At 68.8% G+C, this 20,374-nt stretch carries 7 protein-coding genes; 6 read left to right on the top strand and 1 reads right to left on the bottom strand.

What is annotated here, in order from left to right; genetic code table 11:
- Positions 1 to 30: 30 nt before the first annotated feature.
- On the bottom strand, positions 31 to 396 hold the full coding sequence (locus AC3RCJ_RS00920) for a hypothetical protein (protein WP_492964213.1): 366 nt from the start codon (positions 394 to 396) through the stop codon (positions 31 to 33).
- A gap of 264 nt (positions 397 to 660) precedes the next feature.
- On the opposite strand from AC3RCJ_RS00920, the gene AC3RCJ_RS00915 reads away from it, so the two are divergent.
- The 6 genes from AC3RCJ_RS00915 to AC3RCJ_RS00890 all read left to right on the top strand — a co-directional run bounded on the left by AC3RCJ_RS00915 (position 661) and on the right by AC3RCJ_RS00890 (position 20,364).
- Entirely contained in the window at positions 661 to 1,317 is a 657-nt protein-coding gene (locus AC3RCJ_RS00915; RefSeq protein WP_492964214.1) for a secretin and TonB N-terminal domain-containing protein, read from the top strand.
- A 2-nt stretch (positions 1,318 to 1,319) separates the two neighbouring features.
- Positions 1,320 to 1,877 carry an RNA polymerase sigma factor gene (locus tag AC3RCJ_RS00910; protein ID WP_492964215.1) on the top strand — a complete coding sequence of 186 codons (558 nt, stop codon included), beginning with the start codon at positions 1,320 to 1,322 and terminating at the stop codon, positions 1,875 to 1,877.
- Positions 1,870 to 2,829 carry a FecR family protein gene (locus tag AC3RCJ_RS00905; protein ID WP_492964216.1) on the top strand — a complete coding sequence of 320 codons (960 nt, stop codon included), beginning with the start codon at positions 1,870 to 1,872 and terminating at the stop codon, positions 2,827 to 2,829. Before AC3RCJ_RS00910 ends, AC3RCJ_RS00905 begins: the two co-directional genes overlap by 8 nt.
- A 199-nt stretch (positions 2,830 to 3,028) precedes the next feature.
- Complete coding sequence (locus AC3RCJ_RS00900) at positions 3,029 to 16,714, top strand: filamentous hemagglutinin family protein (protein WP_492964217.1); 13,686 nt, start codon at positions 3,029 to 3,031, stop codon at positions 16,712 to 16,714.
- Positions 16,715 to 16,912: 198 nt separating this feature from the next.
- Positions 16,913 to 18,538, top strand: coding sequence for a ShlB/FhaC/HecB family hemolysin secretion/activation protein (locus AC3RCJ_RS00895; protein ID WP_492965265.1), 1,626 nt, complete (start codon positions 16,913 to 16,915; stop codon positions 18,536 to 18,538).
- Positions 18,539 to 18,594: 56 nt separating this feature from the next.
- Positions 18,595 to 20,364 (top strand): DUF2341 domain-containing protein, encoded by a 1,770-nt coding sequence (locus tag AC3RCJ_RS00890; protein WP_492965065.1) that lies wholly within the window; start codon positions 18,595 to 18,597, stop codon positions 20,362 to 20,364.
- Positions 20,365 to 20,374 lie beyond the last annotated feature (10 nt).

Below are 20,374 nucleotides of genomic sequence, written 5' to 3'. Positions count from 1 at the left end.
GCGCAAATGGACTGTGCGTTGACAACGGCGTCAGCGGGGCGGCAGCAGCGGGCTGGCGGGCTGCGGCGCGGGCGGGCGCTGCGGCGTGACGGATTTGCCAAAGGCATTGCCCATGCGGTGTTCCAGGGCGGCGCGGTTGTACAGGCCCAGCTGGTTGGAGGGGCGCTGCAGGTTCGCCTCCGCGCCCGACAGCGTGGGCGGAGGCCTGGCCGCGGCGCTGGCAGGCGGCAGCAGCTTTTCGCTGAGGCAAGACATCGATTGTTCGCGCTTGCCATGGATTTCCACCTCCACACAGCCCTTTTCCGGCGCGGCGGCTTTCACGACGACGGTGTTCTCGGCCGCCGCCAGGGGCAGGGTGGCACAGGCCAGTAAAAGAGTCAGCAACAGACGCGCCATGGCGGCTCCCGAATGGATGGACAGGCTGCCAGCATAGCAAAGTCATATGTCGCAGTGATGACACAGCAGCCCCCCAGCGATGTGACCGATGTCATGCAGTTGTCATTTTATGAAGCTACCATCTTGCCATTCTGCTTGAAATATTGCAGTCAAGACACTTCATAAGCAGGCTCTCGTTGATTTCCCAGGAAAATGACACGAACTCACCGCCGCACCGCAACAGGCAACGCCCTGGCCCTGTCCGCATGTTTGCTGATGACATTCATGACATTCATCCGGCCGGCAGCGGGCGCGGCCGGCAATGACGCCGGCACGCAGGCCACCGTGCGCTTCGACCTGCCCGCGCAGCCGCTCGATGCGGCCCTGGTGGCGTTTGGCGAAGTGACCGGGTATTCGGTGCTGGTCAGCAGCGAGCTGGCGGCGGGACGCACGGCGGCACCCGTACGCGGCGATTACACGCCGGCCGAAGCGCTGCAGCGCCTGCTGGCGGGTACGCAGCTGGGTGCGCGCTTCAGCGGCAGCAATGCCTTCACCCTGCTGGCGCTGGCCGACGCCCCCGTGGCGCCGGCGCCTGTGCCCGCCGAAGTTACCCCCGCCACCGCACCATTGCAAGGCTATGCGGCCATCCTGCAGCGTTCGCTCACGCGCGCCCTGTGCCGCTTGCATCCGGATGCCTTCGGCCGCTACCGCCTGGCCTTCCAGCTGTGGCTCGACGAGCGGGGCAAGGTGCGCGCCGTGCACATGCTGGAGTCGAGCGGCGTGGCGCAGCGCGACCGCGCCGTGCTGCAGCGCTTGCGCAGCCTGCTGATGGATGGCGCGCCGCCGGCGGGCCTGCCGCAGCCGCTGACTATCCTGTTGACGCCGCGGCCCGATCCCGGCGCCGATTGCGCGCCGTATCTGCACCTGGCCGGGGCGGATTGAACATGCCGGAATTGCTGAAAGTTACCTTGCGCAATCTGTTCCTGGAACGCTATGGACAGTTTCGCCGCCATCTGCAGCGCCGCCTGGGTTCGGAAGACCTGGCCAATGACGCGCTGCATGAAACGTATTTAAGAGTGGAAAAGATGAACGTGCCCGAGGCGATCAGCTACCCGTCCGCGTATCTGATGCGCATCGCCATCAACATTGCGGAAGATCAACGCCGCGACAATGCGCGCCTGCTCAGCCTGCCCGATATCGACGACCTGTACGAGATGGCGGACGAACTGGCCGACCCGGCCCGCACCTTCAGCGCGCGCGCCGAACTGGAGGAACTGGAGCGGGCCTTGCAGGAACTGCCGAAGCGCCGCCGCGCCATCATCATCGCCGCCCGGGTCGACCAGATGGCGCACCGCGATATCGCCGAACGCTTCGGCATTTCCGCGCGCACGGTGGAAAAGGAGTTGCGCGCCGGCCTGGAACATTGCTGCGCGCGCCTGGGTCGCGATTTCATTCAACGCTTCGGTCCCGGCGCCGGAAAAACGTCTAAACAGCATGACTGAACAACACGAAGCGGAAGACGATATGGGTGTCATCCAACAGGAAGCGCAGGCGTGGGTGGTGCGGCTCGAATCGGGCCAGGTCACCGAGCGCGACGCGCAGGTGTTCCGCCACTGGTGCGCGCGCAGCCGCGCCCATGCGAACGCCTTTGCCGAGGCACGCGCCGTGTGGGGGGCGATGGCACCGGCGGCACGCGCCGTCAAGCGGGCGGCGCAAAAGCCGCCGGCGAGCCATGCGCGGCGCGCCCTGCTGGGCGGCGCCGTGGCCGCATCGCTGGGCTTGCTGGTGCTGCGCCCGCCGACGGACCTGTGGCCGGTCGTGACGGGCCTGGGCGCCGATTACGCCACCGGCACGGGCGAGCAGCGCGCGCTGGCGCTGGACGGCGGCGTGCTGGTACAGATGAATACGCAGACGCGCATCGATGCGGCGCCGCAGGAAGACGGTGCGGCGGCGCTGGTGCTGTTGGCGGGCGAGGCGGAATTCCAGGCCGGCCCGCGCGGCGCGGCGCGCCTGCGCGTGCATGCGGGCGCAGGCACCGTGTCGGCCGGCAGCGCGCGCTTCAATATCCGCCTGTTTGGCCAGGACGTGTGCGTGACCTGCCTGGCGGGCCGCCTGCGCGTGTCGCAGGCGGGGCGCGATGCGGAACTGGCCGCCGGCGAGCAGCTGCGTTACCGCCCCGACCATTTCGGCCTCACGCGCGCGGTCGATGGCGGCGAGGTCAGCGCCTGGCGCCAGCGCTTGCTGGTGTTCAAGCAAAGCACCCTGGCCGAGGTGGTGGTTGAAGTGAACCGCTACCGCCCCGGCAAGCTGATCCTGCGCCGCGCCGCGCTGGCGACGCAGCGCGTGCAGGCGAGTTTTTCGCTGGACCGGCTCGACGATGTGATCGCCCTGATCCAGGACGCGTATGGCGCGCAAGTGACGCGCTTGCCGGGCGGCATCGTGCTGTTCGGCTGAGCACCGCCGTGGCGCGCCAAGGCGGTGCGCCAAGGCGGGGCGCCAATTATGACATTTTCATGACCTTTTGCAGTCCCGGACCTTGTTCCCTGTCAATGCTGCTGGAAGCCGCGAATCAGTGCCTGCCGCCCGCCCCGTGCGTGCCGCGCGCCGCCTCGCGATATCGGTCAGCAACGGAACATGAAAAGGGAATGTCGCCATGCAGCGAAGCAAGTCGGTCACGAAACACGCATCCTCCTCCGCCATGGCGGGCAACCGGACCGGTCGCCCGGTGCGATTGAAACCGCTGGCGCTGGCCATTGCCCTGCTGCTGCAGGCGGGCGGCGCGCAGGCGCAGCAGCCGTTCAGCGGCGCCTGGTTTGCGGGCAAGGGCGCCAACCAGGGCGCGGCCACCACCACGGGACGCTTGCCGAATGGCCAGGCGATCCTCGCGACGGACAATAAGCAGGCGCAGCAGCAAAAATCCCATGCGCAGCTGCAAAGTTCGCTGAACAATCTGCAACTGGCGGCGCGCGCCATTGCCGTGCAGCAGGCGGCCCAGCAGGCGGCGCGCCAGGCGGCCATCGCCGCCGGCTCGAAGGTGCCGGAAGGCCTGGCCGAAGGCGGCTTGAAAGTCGACAGCAACAGCCTGACGGCCGGCTGGTTCAATGCGAACGGTCCCACGCAGGCGCAGGCCGGCGGCAAGACCGTGGTCACCGTCAAGCAGACGGCCGACAAGGCGATCCTGAACTGGGAAACGTTGAATATCGGCCAAAATACCACCCTGCAATTTGACCAGTTGGCGAACTGGTCCGTGCTCAACCGTGTCAACGATCCGCTGGCCCGTCCCAGCCAGATCCAGGGCCAGATCAAGGCCGACGGCACGGTGATGCTGGTCAACCGCAACGGCATCGTGTTTTCCGGCAGCAGCCAGGTCGACACGCGCAGCCTGGTGGCCGCCGCCGTGGGCATGAGCGACAGTCAATTCAAGAAGGGTATCTACAGCGAAACCCTCGGCTCGGGCTTCAAGCCCACGCTGGCCAACGACCTGGTGCTCAACGGCAGCGTGACCACGCATGGCAACGCCACGGCCGACGTGGTGGTGCAGGCCGGCGCGCAGATCAGCACGCGCAAGCCGCAGACGGTGACGGAAGGCGGCGGCTACGTGCTGCTGGCCGGGCGCGAAGTGCATAACGGCGGCAGCCTGTCGGCGCCGAACGGCCAGGTCACGCTGGCCGCCGGCGACAGCTTCGTCATCCGCAAGGGGCTGGGGACGGACGCCAACCAGACCTCGAGCACGCGCGGCAACGAGGTCGACGTCAAGTTCAACGCGCAGAGCGTCGCCGGCAAGGTGACGAATGCCGGCCTGGTGCAGGCGCTCACCGGCGACATCACCCTGACGGGCCGCGACGTGCAGCAGGCCGGCGTGCTGCTCGGCAGCACCAGCGTGACGACGCGTGGCAGCGTGCACCTGAAGGCCGACGGCAGCGAAGGCCTGGTCACCCTGGCGCCGGACAGCCTCACGACGGTGTTGCTCGACGACAGTGGCGCCACCGCGCTGGACGTGCAGCGCGATGCGCTCATCAAGGATTCAGCCCTGCTCAGCGACGGTGCCTACAACCGCCGCGACCTGTCGCTGATCCAGATCGCCTCCGGCCGTGACATCGTCTTCGACAGCGGCTCGCTGACCCTGGCCACCGGCGGCCAGGTCAATGCGCTGGCCACGCGCCGCACGCACGTGGCGCGCGGCGCCAGCATCGACGTTTCCGGTGCCGTCGGCGTCAACGTGGCGATGGCTTCGAACAACGTGCTGATCAATGCGCAGGGCAACGAGCAGCGCGATGCGCCCGGCAACCGCGACAGCAAGGCGCTCAACAACGCCGACCTGTGGGTCGACCGGCGCGACCTGGTGCGGGTGGCGGCCGGCACGAATGGCTATCCTACCGACCGCTGGTACACGGGCGGCGGCTTGCTCGAAGTGAGCGGCTACCTGAACACCAGTGGCCATGGCATCGGCGAATGGGCGGCGCAGGGTGGCACGGTGGCGTTCAAGGGCGGCGAACTGGTGACCCAGGCCGGTTCCTCGCTCAATGTTTCCGGCGGCACCTTCGATGTGCAGACCGGGATGATTCGCCAGAGCTGGCTCAGCGGCAAGGATGGCCAGCTCTACAAATTGTCGACGGCGCCCGGCGACATGTTGTACACCGGTCTCTATCAGGGCTTCGAATCGCTGCACAAGCGCTGGGGAGAGGGGACGACTGAAAACTTTGCCAACCCCCTGATCGGCGCGCGCGAACGCCTGGAAAACGGCTATATCGTGGGCCGTGACGCCGGCCGTGTCATCGTCGGCACCGGTTCCGCGGTGCTGGAAGGCGGCATCGAATCGAGCGTGTTCCAGGGCGAGCGCCAGAAGGCGGCACGCGACGCCACGCTGGACAGCTACCGCCAGTCGCAGCTGGCGGCGCCCCGCAAGGGAGAATTGCTGCTGGGCCAGATCGTGCCGGTATTCGATGCCGCCAGCGCACAGTTGCGCGACAACCCGACGGCCCTGCTGCAGTCGCTGCGCGTCGGCACGGCCGGCGCCAGCGGCGTGGCCGCGCCCGGCCTGCCGGACGCCATGCCCGAAAGCCTGGTCGGCAAGGCCTTCCTCGATGCGGGCTGGCTCAACGCCCAGCAACTGGGCGGCTTCAAGGCCTACGCCACGGGCGATATCGCCATCGATGCCGCCGTGCAAGTCGCTCCCGGCGGCGAGATCGCGCTGCACGCTCCCGAGGTGCAGGTAAATGCCGGCTTGAGCGCGCGCGGCGGCGGCATCGTCCTCGGCGATATCGTCAACAAACTGGCCAGCGGCGGCAACGGCTGGTTCGACTCCGCCATCGCGCCGGCACCGCAGGGCCACGCGGCCGGCATCCAGGTCGCATCCGGCGTCACGCTCGACACCCGCGGCCTGTGGAGCCAGCTGCAGCTGGACCCGAGCGACATTTCCGGCTTGCCGTATGTGAATGGCGGCAAGGTGTCGCTGCGCAGCAGCGGCGCCGTCACCCTGGCTGCCGGCAGCGTCATCGACACCTCGTCCGGCGCGGCCACGCTGGCCAACGGCAAGCTGCAGGGTGGGCGCGGCGGTAACATCACCCTCAAGTCGAACCAGAACGACGTCGATGGAAAAGGCTCGGCGGCGCTGGTGATGGACGGCGAGTTGCGCGGTTACGGCGTGAAGGGCGGCGGCACGCTGAGCATCGATTCCGGCATCGGCGTGGCCATCGGTGGCGGCGTGCTGGCCGAGAACGGCATCTTGCCGGCGGGCCAGTCCGTTCCGGTGCACCTGACCCTGGCAGAGGCCTTCACCATCAAGGCCGGCACGGTACTCGACAGGGATTTCAGCTATATCAGCAACCATCTTGCGCCCGGCCAGCCCTTGCTTGACCTGCCTGACTTCAGCGTGTCGCGTCCCTACACGCTGGCCGCCGCTTGGGTGGTGCCGCCGGCCTCGGTCAGCTGGGAATCCATCTACATCGGCGCCACGAATGGCACCACGTACATGTCCGGCATGACCGTGCCGGCAGGCGTCACGCTGAACAGCGTGCGCGGCAAGCTCGGCTCCGGCTACCTGGTCCCGGCCACGGCATTTCCGAACGGCATGCCGGTCGCGTCCTATAGCGCCACAGTGGCCGCCGGCACGGCGTTTGCGGCGGACGTGACCCTCAACGCGGGTGACCGCCTGATGGCCGGCAACCGCGTGCCGCAGGACCTGGCGATCAAGCCGCTGCTGATATTGGACAGTTCCCTGTTCCAGCGCGGCTTCGCACACTACGACATCAGTGGCCAGCAAGGCGTGCAGGTGGCGCAGGGCGCCGCCATCGACGTGGCGATGCCGGTGCTGCGCGCCGACCCGGCGGCGGCGCGCACGCTGGCCAGCGGCGCCGATCCGGCCGCCGCCTTGCAGCCGTGGCTGGCGCCGCTGTGGCAGGAAGACGCCGTCAAGGGCGTGCTGACGCAGCGCGCCGGCGCCGATATCGCGTTGGCGGCCGGTACCCGCAGCGCCAAGGCGCCGCTGGTGATCGGCCAGGGCGCTGCGCTGCGTGTGGACGAGGGGCAGAGCATCAGCCTCACCGGCAATGGCCAGGTCACGGTGGAAGGCAAGCTGAGTGCCGCCGGCGGGCGCATTTCCGTGCTGCCGGGCCTGCTGGTCACCGGTAACGAGAGCAATCGTCCGGATGGCAGCGCCAATGCCCAGTCGATCTGGATCGGCGACGGCGCGGTGCTCGACGTGGCCGGCCGCGCGGCCACCGCCATCGATGCCCAGGGGGGCGTGTATGGCCATGTCGGCAGCGGCGGCACCATCGAGATCGGCGCCAGGCACAAGCTTGACGCCACCCGGGTCGAGGCGGCCGACGCCTTTGTCGTGCTGCGTCCCGGTGCGCGCCTGGAAGCGTCCGGCGCAGCGGCCACGCTTGACCTGCCCGGCCAGGGCAGCGTGCTGGTGGCCGGCGACGGCGGCAGCATCGCGCTCAGCTCCTTCCGTGGCCTGTTCCTTGACGGCAGCATGCATGCGGCGGCCGGTGGCGCGGGCGCGGCCGGCGGCACCCTGGCGCTGAACCTGGAAACACCGAATTACGGCATCGTCGGCAAGATCGACTTGAAGGGACTCGTTGTCGAAGACGCCGTGCGCGTGCCGCGCGAACTGGTGGTGTCGCGCCTGCAGGGCGACAGCGGCCTGGCCAGCGACCTGGTGGCCGGCGACAGGGACCCGGCGCTGCGCTATGGTGCGGCGCGCCTGGGCGTCGACCGCATCCAGGCCGGCGGTTTCGACCACCTGGCCTTGCTGGCCAACGGCTTGCTCAGCTTTGATGGCGATGTCGACCTGTCGCTGGGACAAAGCCTGCGCCTGACCGCCACCTCGCTGGCGCTGGGCCAGAAGGCCGGCGCCGCCACGCAGGTCAGGCTGGCGGCGCCGTATATCCGCCTGTCGGGCACCACCCGTACGCAAGCCGATGACCATTTGCTGCCCAACCCGGTCAACGGTTCGGGCAATCTCGGCGCGGGCGGCGGCAAGCTGGGCACGCCGGCTGTCGCCGACACTGCGCGCCTGGCCCTCGATGCCGCCTTGATCGACCTCGCCAACATCGTCAATTTCGGCGCCAATGGCAGCATCGTGCAGAACGTCGCCAAGGACCTGGAAGTCAAGCGTGACGCCTTTGGCGAGCTGGAACTGCGCAGCAGCGGCGATATCCGCATGCTCGGCGATGCCGCGCTGTATACGCCCGGCAACCTGACCCTGGCGGGCGCACAGATCTATCCTGCCAGTGGCGCCAAGGGCCGCGTGATCGTTGGCCAGAAATCGGTGCTCAACGAGTACGGACAGATGGTACGCCAGTTCGACCCCGCGCGCAGCCTGACTATCGAGCGCGCCGGCGATCCGTCCGCGCCGCTGCCGGCCATGCCGTACTCGGTGTTCGGCTCGCTCGAACTGGGCGCGGCCACGGTGAACCAGGGCGGCGTGCTGCGCGCGCCCCTGGGCAAGATTGCGGTGGGCATGAACGGCTCGGGCGCGGTGACGGGCCAGCTCAATGTGCTGCCCGGCAGCGTGACCTCGGTCAGCGCGAATGGACTGGTCATGCCTTACGGCGGCACGCTCGACGGCCTCAGCTACATGTATGACGGCGACGACGTGGCGTACAAGGGCGTGGGCAACGATCCGGCGATCGTGCTCGCCGGCAAGAGCGTCGACGTGCGCAACGGCGCCGTGCTCGACATGACGGGCGGCGGCAGCCTCACGGGCGCCGCCTTCCTGGCCGGGCGCGGCGGCTCGACCGATGCGCGTCTCAATCCGCTGGTGCAGACCTCGGCCAAGGGCAGCTTCGTGCTGCCCGGCCTGGCCACCAACCCCGTCTATGCCATCGTGGCCGGACCGCAGGCCGCCTATGCGCCTGTCGTTGCCGAAAACGGCGCGGGCGATCCGGCGCTGGGCCGCCAGATCACCATCGGCGCCGGTGTGCCTGGCCTGGCGGCCGGCACCTACACCTTGCTGCCGTCGAGCTTTGCCCTGTTGCCGGGCGCCTTCCGGGTCGAACTCAATGGCCTGGCGGCCGGCGGCATGCCCATGGGGACGGCCACGGCCATGCGCAATGGTTCGTATGCGGCCGCGGTGCAACTCGGCATCAGCAATACCAGCCAGCGCGACGTGCGCTCATCGCAGGCGCTGCTGACGTCGGCCGACGTGCTGCGCAGCTATTCGCAATTCAACGAAACCAGTTACGCCGACTTCGCGCTGGCCCAGGCCGTGCGCGACGGCGTGCCGCGTCCGCTGCTCGAACGCGACGCCAAGGCGCTGCACTTCGACCTGGTGGCGCCCGTGGCCGGCGACAGCAGCGCCGCGACCGACGCGCTGCGCTTTGCCGGCAAGGCGCAGTACACGCCTGGCAAGGATGGCTTCGGCGGCAGCGCCCTGCTGCTGGGCGGCTATGGGCGCAACTATGAAATCCTGGGCAGCGGCGCCGCGCCCACCGCCGGCTTCGATGGCACGTCGGTGGGGGTGGATGCCCTGAACGCCATTGCCGCGCCGCGCCTGGGCATCGGCGGCTTGCCAGTGGCTAATTACAGCGATCCGTTCACCGGCCGCCAGCAAGCCAACGTGGCGCAGTTCCTGAGCGGCGCGGGTACGGTCGTGCTGCGCGACGGCGCGGTGCTGCGGGCCGGCGAGGTCTTCCTGGTGACCAATACCAAAGCCGGCGGCATCATCATCGAGCAGGGCGGCGGCATCAACACGCTGGGCCGTGGCGCCGCCGCCTGGGATTCGTCGGACGGCTTCGTGTATGCGCCGGGCGCGTCCAGCGTGCTGGCCGTTTCCAACGGGCGGCTCGACATGCTGGCCCCGACCTTCAGCACGGATCTGAACCGCGGGGCGGGCCGCATCGACATCGGCGCCTGCGCGCCGGGCGCCACATGCAGCAGCGCGACGCCGCTGTATTCGGAAGGCACGATTGCCGCCGCCACGGACCAGAGCTTCAAGCTGCGCGACGCCACCACCTACGGCACCCGCAACCTGGTGCTGGCGGTGGGCGGCATCAACGTCGGCAGCGAAGCGTCGCTGGCGGCGATGGCTGCGCGCGATGCATTGCCGGCCGGGCTGACCCTGAACCAGGGCATCCTCGACCGCCTGCTGCGCGGTGACGCCAGTGCCGGCGCACCTGCGCTGGACAACCTGGTGCTGACGGCGCGCGACGCCATCAATTTCTATGACAACGTCGAATTGTCGACCATTGACGCGAGCACGGGAAAATCGTCGCTGGAGCGCCTGGTGATCGGCACGCCGGCGATCTATGGCGCCGGCGGCAGCGACGCCGTGGCGCGCATCAAGACCGACGTGCTGGTGTGGAATGGCGCCACGACGGCGCCGGGTCTGCCAGCCACCGAAGGGGCGGGCAGCGGCAAGGGGCGCCTGCAGATCGACGCCCGCCAGGTCGAGTTCGGCTACGGCCCGAACAGCCGGCCAGACACCATTCACAGCATGGACCGGCTGATCCTCGGCTTTGGCGAGGTCGCCATCAATGCCGCCGAGCGCATCACGGCCAACCATAGCGGCTCGCTGGCCGTCTATCAGTCGCAAAGTGGCTGGGATACGGCCAGCAAGGGCTACCTGCGCAGTGGCGGCAACCTGACTCTGAATACAGCGCTGCTGACCGGCAACGCCGGCTCGGTCAACAAGATCAAGGCGGGCGGCGATATCGTGGTCTCCAGGCCATCCACGGCCAAGGATGTGCCCCAGGACGCGACCACCCTGGCCGGTGCGCTGGGCGCGGAGATCGCGCTGGACGGGCGCAGCGTCACGCTGGACACGCCCGTGCTGTTGCCGAGCGGTAAGCTCACTGTCTCGGCCGAGCACGACGTGTTGCTGGGCGACGCCGCCCGCCTCGACCTGGCCGGCCGCAAGATCGCCTTCCACGACGTGAGCAAATACAGCTGGGGTGGCGATGTGGTACTCGACAGCCGCGGCGGCGACGTGCGCCAGGCGGCAGGTTCGCGCATCGACATCTCGGCTGTATCGAACCGCGCCGGCAAGCTGACCGCCACGGCGCTGGGCCAGCAAGCCGGCACGGTGTCGTTGCTGGGCGGCATAGCCGGCGGCAGCAGCGGCCACTATGACGCCGGCGGCACGGAGGTGCCGTTCGCGGCCGGCGGCGCCGACATCCGCGGCCAGCATATCGCGGACTTTGGCGGCCTGAACCAACGCCTGACGGATGGCGGACTGGTCGGCAGCCGCAGCTTCCAGCTCAAGCAGGGCGACCTGGTGCTGGGTAACGAGTTGCGCGGACGCGAAATCAACGTCTCGGTCGATGCGGGCCACCTGACGGTCAATGGCACCGTCGACGCCAGCGGCGAGCAGGTGGGCAGCATCCGCCTGGCCGCGCGCGACGGCGTCCACCTGGCCGGCAGCGCCGTGCTCGACGCCCACGGCAGCGTGCTGCGGGTCGATAGCTATGGCAAGGTCATCGAGGCGCCCAACCGCGCCGTGATCGACATCGATGCCGGCAGCGGCCGCCTGGTGCTCGACAGCGGCGCGCGCATGGACTTGCGCGCCGGCACGGCCGGCAAGGCCGACCGGATCGCCTCGCTGGGCACGCTGGAACTGAGCGCGCAACGCCTGGGCGGCGCTCGTGGCAACGACGTCGCCATTGATGCGGCCGGTCCGCTGGCCATCGACGGCGCCCGTGCCATCACGGTCAACGGCTTCTGGTCGTACACGGACGCCCGCCCGGGCACCGACGCGACGGCCGACGGCCGCCCCTACCAGGTCATCGACCAGGACTACCTGGACCGCAAGCACGACGACAGCGTGGCTTTCATGACGGGCGCCCTGGCGAATGACGGGCTGATGAATGGCCGCCTGTCCGGCCTGCGCAACTACCGGGACGCCTTCCACCTGCGTCCGGGCGTGGCCATCCTCAGCGCCACGCCCGGTGGCGACCTGCATGTCGATGGCGACATCGACCTGTCGGGCTACCGCTACGCCAGCGTCAACCCGCACACCGGGCAGACCGCCGTGCGTGGCTCGGGCGAAGCGGGCGCGCTGGTGCTGCGCGCCGGCGGCAAGCTGAACATCTTCGGCAGTTTGAACGACGGTTTCGACGGTGCGGCCCTGCCGGTCACGCCGGACGACAATGGCTGGGTGCTGGTCAAGGGCCGCGTGCCCTGGGGCGCCGACGTCATCGTGCCGCATGACCAGTTGGTCACGCTGGCCGACGACACTTTCTTCCAGTCCGGCCGCACCCTGAACTACGATCTGCCGATGAAAGCCATGGGCTTGCGCGCCGACACGGCGCTGCCGGCGCAGGCCACCTTGACGGCCGACTTGCAGTTGCCGGCCGGAACCGTGCTGGGCGGCGCCGTGCGCAATGCGGCTGGCGCGGTGATCTATGCGGCTGGCACGGTGTTGGCCAGCAACGTCACACTGAGCAGCGGCATGCGCCTCGATGCCGGCACCCGCCTGCCGGTGCCGATGCAGGTCGCCACCATGACCTGGCCCGGCGGCGTGCCGCTGCCGTATCCGATCGGCGCGGTCAACGATACGCCCAGCCCCGACTATAACGGCGATGGCGTGCCCGATACCCCTGCCAATGGCGTGATACTGGCTGGCAATTTGACCCTGCGCAAGGGCGCGCTGGTGCCGAGCGAAACCTGGGTGCGCCTGCCTGACGGCGCCGATATGGTCAAGCTGCGCCCGAGTGACGCGGCCGGCAACCAGGGACGCAACTGGGCCCTGGCGCCGATGCTGGCCAGCGGTTCCCAGTCGTGGTCGATGCGCCTGGTGGGCGGCGCCGATACGCAGGCGGCCGACAGCCGCGCGCTGCGCCAGGGGGCACCGGACGCAGGCTTGCTGTTGACGGATCATCACTACGGCATGGGCCTGGCCTACGACCTGCCCATCGCGGCCGTGCCGCCAACGCCTGGCGTGGCGGGCCACTATTACTGGATGGGCCAGTCAGAACTCTATATTGGCCGCGCACCTGGTTTGAGGATCGACCTCGATGAATGGGGGGGCGAACAGGAGGTGCTGGCTATTAACAGCTGGGGCCATGGCGACATGGTGACCTGGCTGCCCGAGGGCAGCAGCTTTCCAGTGGTGCCCAAGCCGGCGCGGCAACAGTTGTTCAGCGTGCTGCGTACCGGCACGGGCGACCTGGATCTGCTGGCCGGTGGCAACTTCAGCCAGAGTTCGCCGTATGGCGTCTACACGGCCGGCACGCAGGCGGCCGACGTTGGCGCCGCCTACCGGCAGGCGCGCGCGACTGATCGCAATGGTTCCATCCTCGGTCCCGAAGGCGCGGCCTTCAAGCCCTACGTCGATGGCGGCGCGCAAAGCCTGTACCAGGCCTGGTATACGGACCACGGCGGCAACGTGCTGGTGCGCGCCCAAGGCGACGTGACCGGCGACCTGGTCGGCGCCGCCCGCGGTGAGCGCCGCACGGACGACCTCGGCTACATGCGCCCCCAGCTCAACAGTACCGGCGTTGGCAACTGGCTGTGGCGCCAGGGCACCGGCAGTGCCGTCGCCCTGGCTGACGGCGTGCCCACCGCCTGGTGGATCAACTTCGGCAGCTACGTCGCCGGCGGCATTGGCAGCAACTACCTGTTCGAGACGCTGCCGGTGATGACCGGCTTCACGGGCATCGGCACCCTGGGCGGCGGCAACCTGGTGCTGGAGGCCGGCGGCGCCGCCGGCATGCTGTCGCCGCGCACCGACCAGTCTGGCAGCAGCGTGGCGCGCAGCCAGGGCCTGAACCTGGTGGTGGCCAGCACTGGCCGGGTGGCGCCGGACGGTTCGGCGATGACCTTGACCGGCGGCGGCGACCTGGATTTCCGCATCGGCGGCGGCCTGAACCCGGTGGCCGAAGTGCGTTCGTTTGCCACGCCGACGGGCGAGGTCACGTCGCAGACCCGCTACGAAGGCAGCCGTAGCGACCTCAACAGTACCTTCGTCAACCTGCGTGGCGCCATGCGCATGGCGGCCGGCTCGGTGGGCGGCATCGAGCTGCGCTTCGACAAGGGCGACAACCAGGAGTCGCGCGCCTACCAGGTCTACAAGGCCACGTCGTCGATTGGCGGCGGCGGGCCGGTGCTGGTGCCGGGCGATGCCGGCGTGCGTATCGATACGCGCGGCGACCTGGTGCTCGGCGGCGTGGGCGACGCCGGCCGTGTCACGCAAGTGAACAATGGCACGCCGTTCACCGCGCAAGGGGTGGCGCACGATGGCGAGGGCTACAGCTGGTTCTCGCTGTGGACGCCATCGACCGCCATCGACCTGTTCAGTGCGGGCGGCAACCTGACGCCATCCACCGCCTGGATGGATGACCGCGCCAGCACCAACCAGGCGTCCGCCGGCGGGCGCTTCGTGCTGCCATCGCAACTGCGGGCCGTCGCGGCCAGCGGCAGCCTCTACTACGGCAACTCGAGCCTGGGCGGCAAAGACCCTACGGGTGTTCCGCTGCGACCCGCCGCCGGCCTGCTGCTTGCGCCCTCGCCGGTGAGTCCGCATTTCACCCGCAGCACCCCGGGGCAGCTGGAACTGATGGCCGGTGATTCGATCTATGCGGGCGGCTATTCGGTGACGGCTTCGGGCGCCGACCCGACCATGCTGCCCAGTCCTTTCAACCCCGGCTTCGCCGGCGTTTCCGGCGTCACCGCGTACGGCGACATGTACACGCATAACGTGCACCAGAATGCACAGGCGCCCGACCTGTTGTTCGTGTCGCGCGATGCGGGCGGCTCGCCGCAACGCTATCCGCTGTTCACGTTTGCGCCGCCGACCGCGTCGGGCTATGCGGTGCCGGGCCAGTTGCCGGCGCGCTATTACGCCGCCGAGGGCGATCTTGTCGGGTTGCGCACGGGATCGATCATCACGCGCGGTATCGGCAAGACGGAGCGGCTCAGTACCTGGTATGAAGGCGGCGGGCCGGTGGCCCTGCGCGCCGGACGCGACATCGTCAACTCCGGCACGGCGCTGGGCCTGTTCGACGGCACGCCCGATGGCCTGCTGGGCTGGAGTTCGCAGGTGGCGTACAACAACCCGGCGCTGCCGCTGCGACCGACCCTCGTCACCACGGGGACGGCGAATGGCAATCTGCTGGTGCACAACAATCCCGATGATGTCTCGGTGGTCAGCGCGGGCCGCGACCTGCGCTACAGCAGCTTCTACGTGGCCGGTCCCGGCACGCTGGAGGTGACAGCCGGGCGCGACATCTACATGGCAGACAAGGCCGAGCTGAAGAGCATCGGGCCGGTGGCCAACGTCACACCGGGCGACCGCAGCAGCGGCGCCGGCATCGTGGTCGCTGCCGGGGTGGGAGCGCATGGCCCCGATTACGCTGCCTTCGCCGCACGCTACCTCGATCCGGCCAAGCTGAGCGAGCCGGGCAAGTCGCTGGCCGACCAGCCGGGCAAGGCGGTGGCCGTGTATGGCGGCCGTCTGGGCCTGGCCGACTGGCTGCGCACGGAATTCGGCTACAGCGGCGACGCAGCGGGTGCGCCCGCCTTCCTGGTCGCGCGCCAGAGCGAGCTCGACAAGACTAGCCAGGCCACCATCGGTGCCGCCAGGCGCGACCTGCAGCGCGAGTACGGCCTGTCGAGCCAGTTGCATCTGGTCAACTGGCTGGAAACCCGCTACGGCGCCGGCCAGCGCAATGGCGCCGGGCTGACTTTCGACGCCGCCAGCATGGACGCCCGCAAATTTTTCGCGGCCTTGCCGGCCGAACAGCAACGTGTCTTCCTGCGCAACGTCTATTTCGCCGAACTCAAGGCTGGCGGGCGCGAATACACGGCAGCGGGCGGCGTGCGCGAAGGCAGCTACCTGCGCGGCCGCGAAGCCATCGCTACGTTGTTCCCGAGCAAGGATGCGCAGGGCAAGCCCGTGACGTATGGGGGCGACCTGACCATGTTCAGCGGCGCCACCTACTATCTGGATGGCAGCGAGGGCGGCAGCACCACGCGGCCGCGCAAGGGAGTCACTTACCTTACTCGCGAGCAATATGCACTTGGTGGTGACGTCCATCGGCCCGTGTTTGACCTGGCCGATGCCGGCATCCACACCGATTTCGGCGGCAACATCGACATCCTGACGCCGGGCGGGCGCACCCTGGTCGGGGTCGATGGCGGTTTCGTGCCGGGCGAAGGCTCGGGCGTGCTGACGCAGGGCGCCGGTGAAATCCAGATCTACGCCCGGGACAGCATCCTGCTGGGCCAGAGCCGCATCTTCACCACGTTTGGCGGCAACATCCTGGCCTGGTCGGCGCAGGGCGACATCAATGCGGGCCGCGGCTCCAAGTCCACCGTGGTGTTTACACCGCAGCGCCGGGTCTACGACGACATCGGTCTGGTCAGCCTGTCGCCGACCACGCCGAACACGGGCGCCGGCATCGCCACCCTGAACCCGATCCCGGAGGTGCCGCCCGGCGACATCGACCTGATCGCCCCGCTGGGCACCATCGACGCGGGCGAGGCGGGCATCCGCGTCTCGGGCAACGTCAACCTGGCTGCCTTGCAGGTGGTCAACGCGGAAAACATCCAGGTGCAGGGCAAGGCCACGGGCATGCCGGTCATTGCCGCGGTGAACGTGGGTGCGCTCAGCAATGCCAGCGCGGCCGCCTCGCAAGCCGTGACGGCGGCGCAGGACGTGCTGCAGCGCGAACGGGCCGCCACGCGCCAGGCGCTGCCTTCGCTGTTCACCGTGAAAGTATTGGGTTTTGGCAACGAGCAGGCGGACGAGGGCGGCATCGGCAAGGGCAAGGGCAGCGAGCCGCAGGCCTCGAGCTACCAGCCGGCCGGCGTGGTGCAGGTGCTGGGCGCGGGGCCGCTGATGGCGCCGCAACTGCAGGCGCTGACGCCAAACGAGCGTCGCGGCCTGCAGCCGTGAGCGCCGTAAGCGCTTGAGGGGAGGTCATTCCGGCCGCGGCGCCAGCGTCGCGGCCGGAGTTTTATGAACATTTGATGACAAACGGCAGTCCGTGCGTGCGGCGTGCGTCTAGGTACTGTCTTGCCGAGCATAGCGTTCGGCGCCGCGATACCGGGTAGGGCAACCGTTTGAATTTGAGGTGAATGGAATATGCGTGAGATGAAGAAACGAGGGAACGGCGCGCCGCAGGCGCCCGCGACCGCCTTGAGCCTGCTGTGCCTGGCCATGCTGGCGCTGCCCGGCATGGCGCGCGCGCAGGATGCCGTCCCGGCGGCGGCCCCCGTGGCCGCGCCGGAACGGCAAGTCGCCATCGAGGAATACCTGGTGCGCGGCAATACCGTGCTCGACGCGCGCACCATCGAAGAGGCCGTCTCGCCCTTCCTGGGACCGGGCCGCACCCTGAAGGACGTCGAAGGGGCGCGCGACGCCCTCGTTGCGGCCTATCAAGCCCGGGGCTACCAGTCCGTCTACGTCGACTTGCCCGAGCAGCAGGTGGAGCAGGGCGTGGTGGTGCTGCAGGTGAGCGAAACCAAGGTGGGCCGCCTGCGCGTGGTCGGCGCGCAATACAACTCGCCGCTCGACGTGCGCCGCCAGGTGCCGGCCCTGACGGAGGGCACGGTGCCCGACTTTACCCAGGCGCAAGTCGAACTGACGGCGCTGAACCGCGGTCCCAAGCGCCAGGTCATGCCGCTGGTCAAGCAGGGCAGCCTGCCCGGCACCATGGACGTGGACTTGAAAGTGGACGACAGCAGCCCCTGGCGCGCCAGCGTGGGCCTGAACAACGATTACAGCGCCGACACCAAGAAGTTGCGCAGCAGTATGTCGCTCGGCCACGACAACCTGTGGCAGCTCGGGCACAGCGCCACCCTCAGCTTCTTCGGCACGCCGGGCGACCTGAACCAGACCCGCGTGTGGTCCGCCTCGTACGTGGCGCCGATCGGCACGCAGGGCTGGAGCGTGGAAGCGAACGGCTATAAATCGAACAGCAACGTCGCCAGCACGGGCGGCACCAGCGTGCTGGGCAAGGGCCATGCGCTGGGCATGAAGCTCAATTACACGGTGCCCAACAGCGGCATCTGGTGGCACAGCTTTTCCGCCGGCATCGACTTCAAGGATAACCAGGAAGCGCTCAAGCTCAATGGCACGGGCAGCACTATTCCGCTCAAGTACGTGCCCCTGAGCGTGTCGTACAACGGCTTTGCGCAGACGGAGGCGGCGACCTACGGCCTGGGCCTGTCGCTGGTGGCCGGCACGCGCGCCTCGTTCGGCTACGGCAGCAACAGCGCCGCCTACGATGACAAGCGCTACAAGGCCTCGCCCAGCTTCCTGGTGCTCAAGGGCGACGCCAACGCCACGTATACGCTGGGCAGCGGCGCGCAGCTGCATGGGCGCATGTCGGGCCAGCTGGCCGACGCGGCGCTGGTGTCGGGCGAGCAGATGGCCGCCGGCGGCGCCAACTCCGTGCGCGGCTACCTGTCGGCCGAGGCCACGGGCGACTACGGCGTGTCGGGCAGCGTCGAATGGCGCACGCCGCAGCTGACGTATTTCAGCCGCCTGGAAAACTGGCGCCTGTATGCGTTTGCCGATGGCGCGCGCCTGCGCCTGCGCGATCCGATGATCGAGCAGAAAGACCTGTTCGGCCTGGCCTCGGTGGGCGTGGGCAGCAGCTTCCAGTTCCTGCGCTACCTGAGTGGCCGCGTCGATGTGTCGTATCCGCTGCGCGAGGGCCCGCGCACGCACAAACACGTGCGCCGCATCAATTTCAACCTGTCGGCCAGCTACTGACGGGCCAGCTCACCAGCACCGCACTTTTCTAGACTTTAATTCGGAGAATCACTGTCATGCAACGTTTATTATTCCTGCTCACGATCCTGGGCACGCTCGTTCCCGGCCTGGCGCATGCCTGGTGGCAGCCCGACTGGGCCTACCGCAAGCCCGTCACCGTCGATGCCGGCCCGAAGGCCGGCGCCGTGGGCGGCGATCCCGGCCGCATTCCCGTCCTGCTGCGCTTGCATTCGGGTAATTTCAACTTCGAGGGCGTCAGCGACAGCGGCGCCGATTTGCGCTTCGTGGCCGGCGACGACAAGACCGTCCTGAACCACCAGATCGAGCAGTTCAACCCGCTCTTGGGCATCGCCCTGATCTGGGTCGACGTGCCCGCCCTGACGGCCGGCAAGCCGCAGCAGCTGTGGATGTACTACGGCAACCCGAAGGCGCCCGCTTCCGGCAACGGCCAGCGCACCTTCGATCCCGACTACAGCCTGGTGTACCACTTCAGCGAACCGGGCGTGCCGTCGCGCGACAGCACCGCCTATGGCAACCACGCCCAGACGGCCGTGCCGGCACTCGACGGTTCCGTCATCGGCGCCGGCGCCCGCCTGGGCACGGCACCTTTGACGCTGCCGGCCTCGCCATCGCTGGCCCTGGCCGCCGGCGCGCCGTTCACCTTCTCGGCCTGGGTACGCCCGGACAGCCTGGGCGCGCAGCAAGTGCTGTATGCGCGCCGCGACGGCGCCAGTGAATTGCTGATCGGCGTGGACCAGGGCGTGCCCTTCGTGCAGGTGAATGGCCAGCGCAGCAAGCCGGGCCAGCCGATCCAGGCCGCGCAATGGTCGCACCTGGCCGTCAAGGCCGACAAGGCCAACGTGGCCCTGTACGTGGGCGGCCGTCCGGCCGTCTCGCTGGCCACCGCCCTGCCGGCGTTCGCCACGGCCGCCTCGGTGGGCGCCGACGTCAACACCGCCGCCGGCCTGGCCGCCTTCACGGGCGCCATCGACGAGCTGCGCCTGTCGCGCACGGCCCGTCCCGACGCGCTGCTGCTGGCCGACGCCGTCTCGCAAGGCTCCGAATCGCGCCTGGCCGTGTTTGGCGCCGACGAACAGCAGGCCGGCAAGAGCCACTTCGGCTTCATCATCGCCGCCATGCCGCTCGACGCCTGGATCGTCGTCGGCGTGCTGGGCCTGATGATGGTCTTGTCGTGGATCATCATGATCGGCAAGGGCCGCAGCTATGGCGCCATCGCGCGCGCCAATGCGCAATTCATGCAGTCGTTCCACGAAGCGGCCGGCGCGCCGCTCGACCACCTGGCGCGCAACGGCAAGCTGAGCACCGCCGTGAAGACGGATTCCTCGCTGTGGCGTTTGTATGACGTGGCCATCGACGAGATGCGCCGCCGCCACGACCGCGGCTACGACCTGAACGCCGTCTCGAACGCCACCATCGGCGCCATCCGCGCCGCCATGGATGGCGTGATGGTGCGCGAAAGCGAGCGCATGTCGAAACGCATGATCTGGCTCTCGACCACCATCGAAGGCGCGCCGTATGTCGGCCTGTTCGGCACCGTGATCGGCATCATGCTGGTGTTCGTCGTGGCGGCCATGGCCGGCGCCGTGGACATCAACTCGGTGGCGCCGGGCATGGCGGCGGCGCTGCTGTGTACGGCTGCCGGCCTGGGCGTGGCGATTCCCGCGCTGTTCGGCTACAACTGGCTGTCGTCGCGTTCGGACGCCATCGTCGCCGACATGGCCGTCTTCGTCGACGAATTTGCCACGCGCCTGGCCGAAGAGCAGGGCGACGGACGGCAGATGCGTCCCGTGCTGCAGCAGGCGTGAGGGGCGCATA

The organism is Janthinobacterium sp. GW822-FHT07H11, assembly GCF_058798615.1.
The sequence above is the reverse complement of the archived record's forward strand: the minus strand, read 5'-3'. Positions and strand labels throughout refer to the sequence as shown.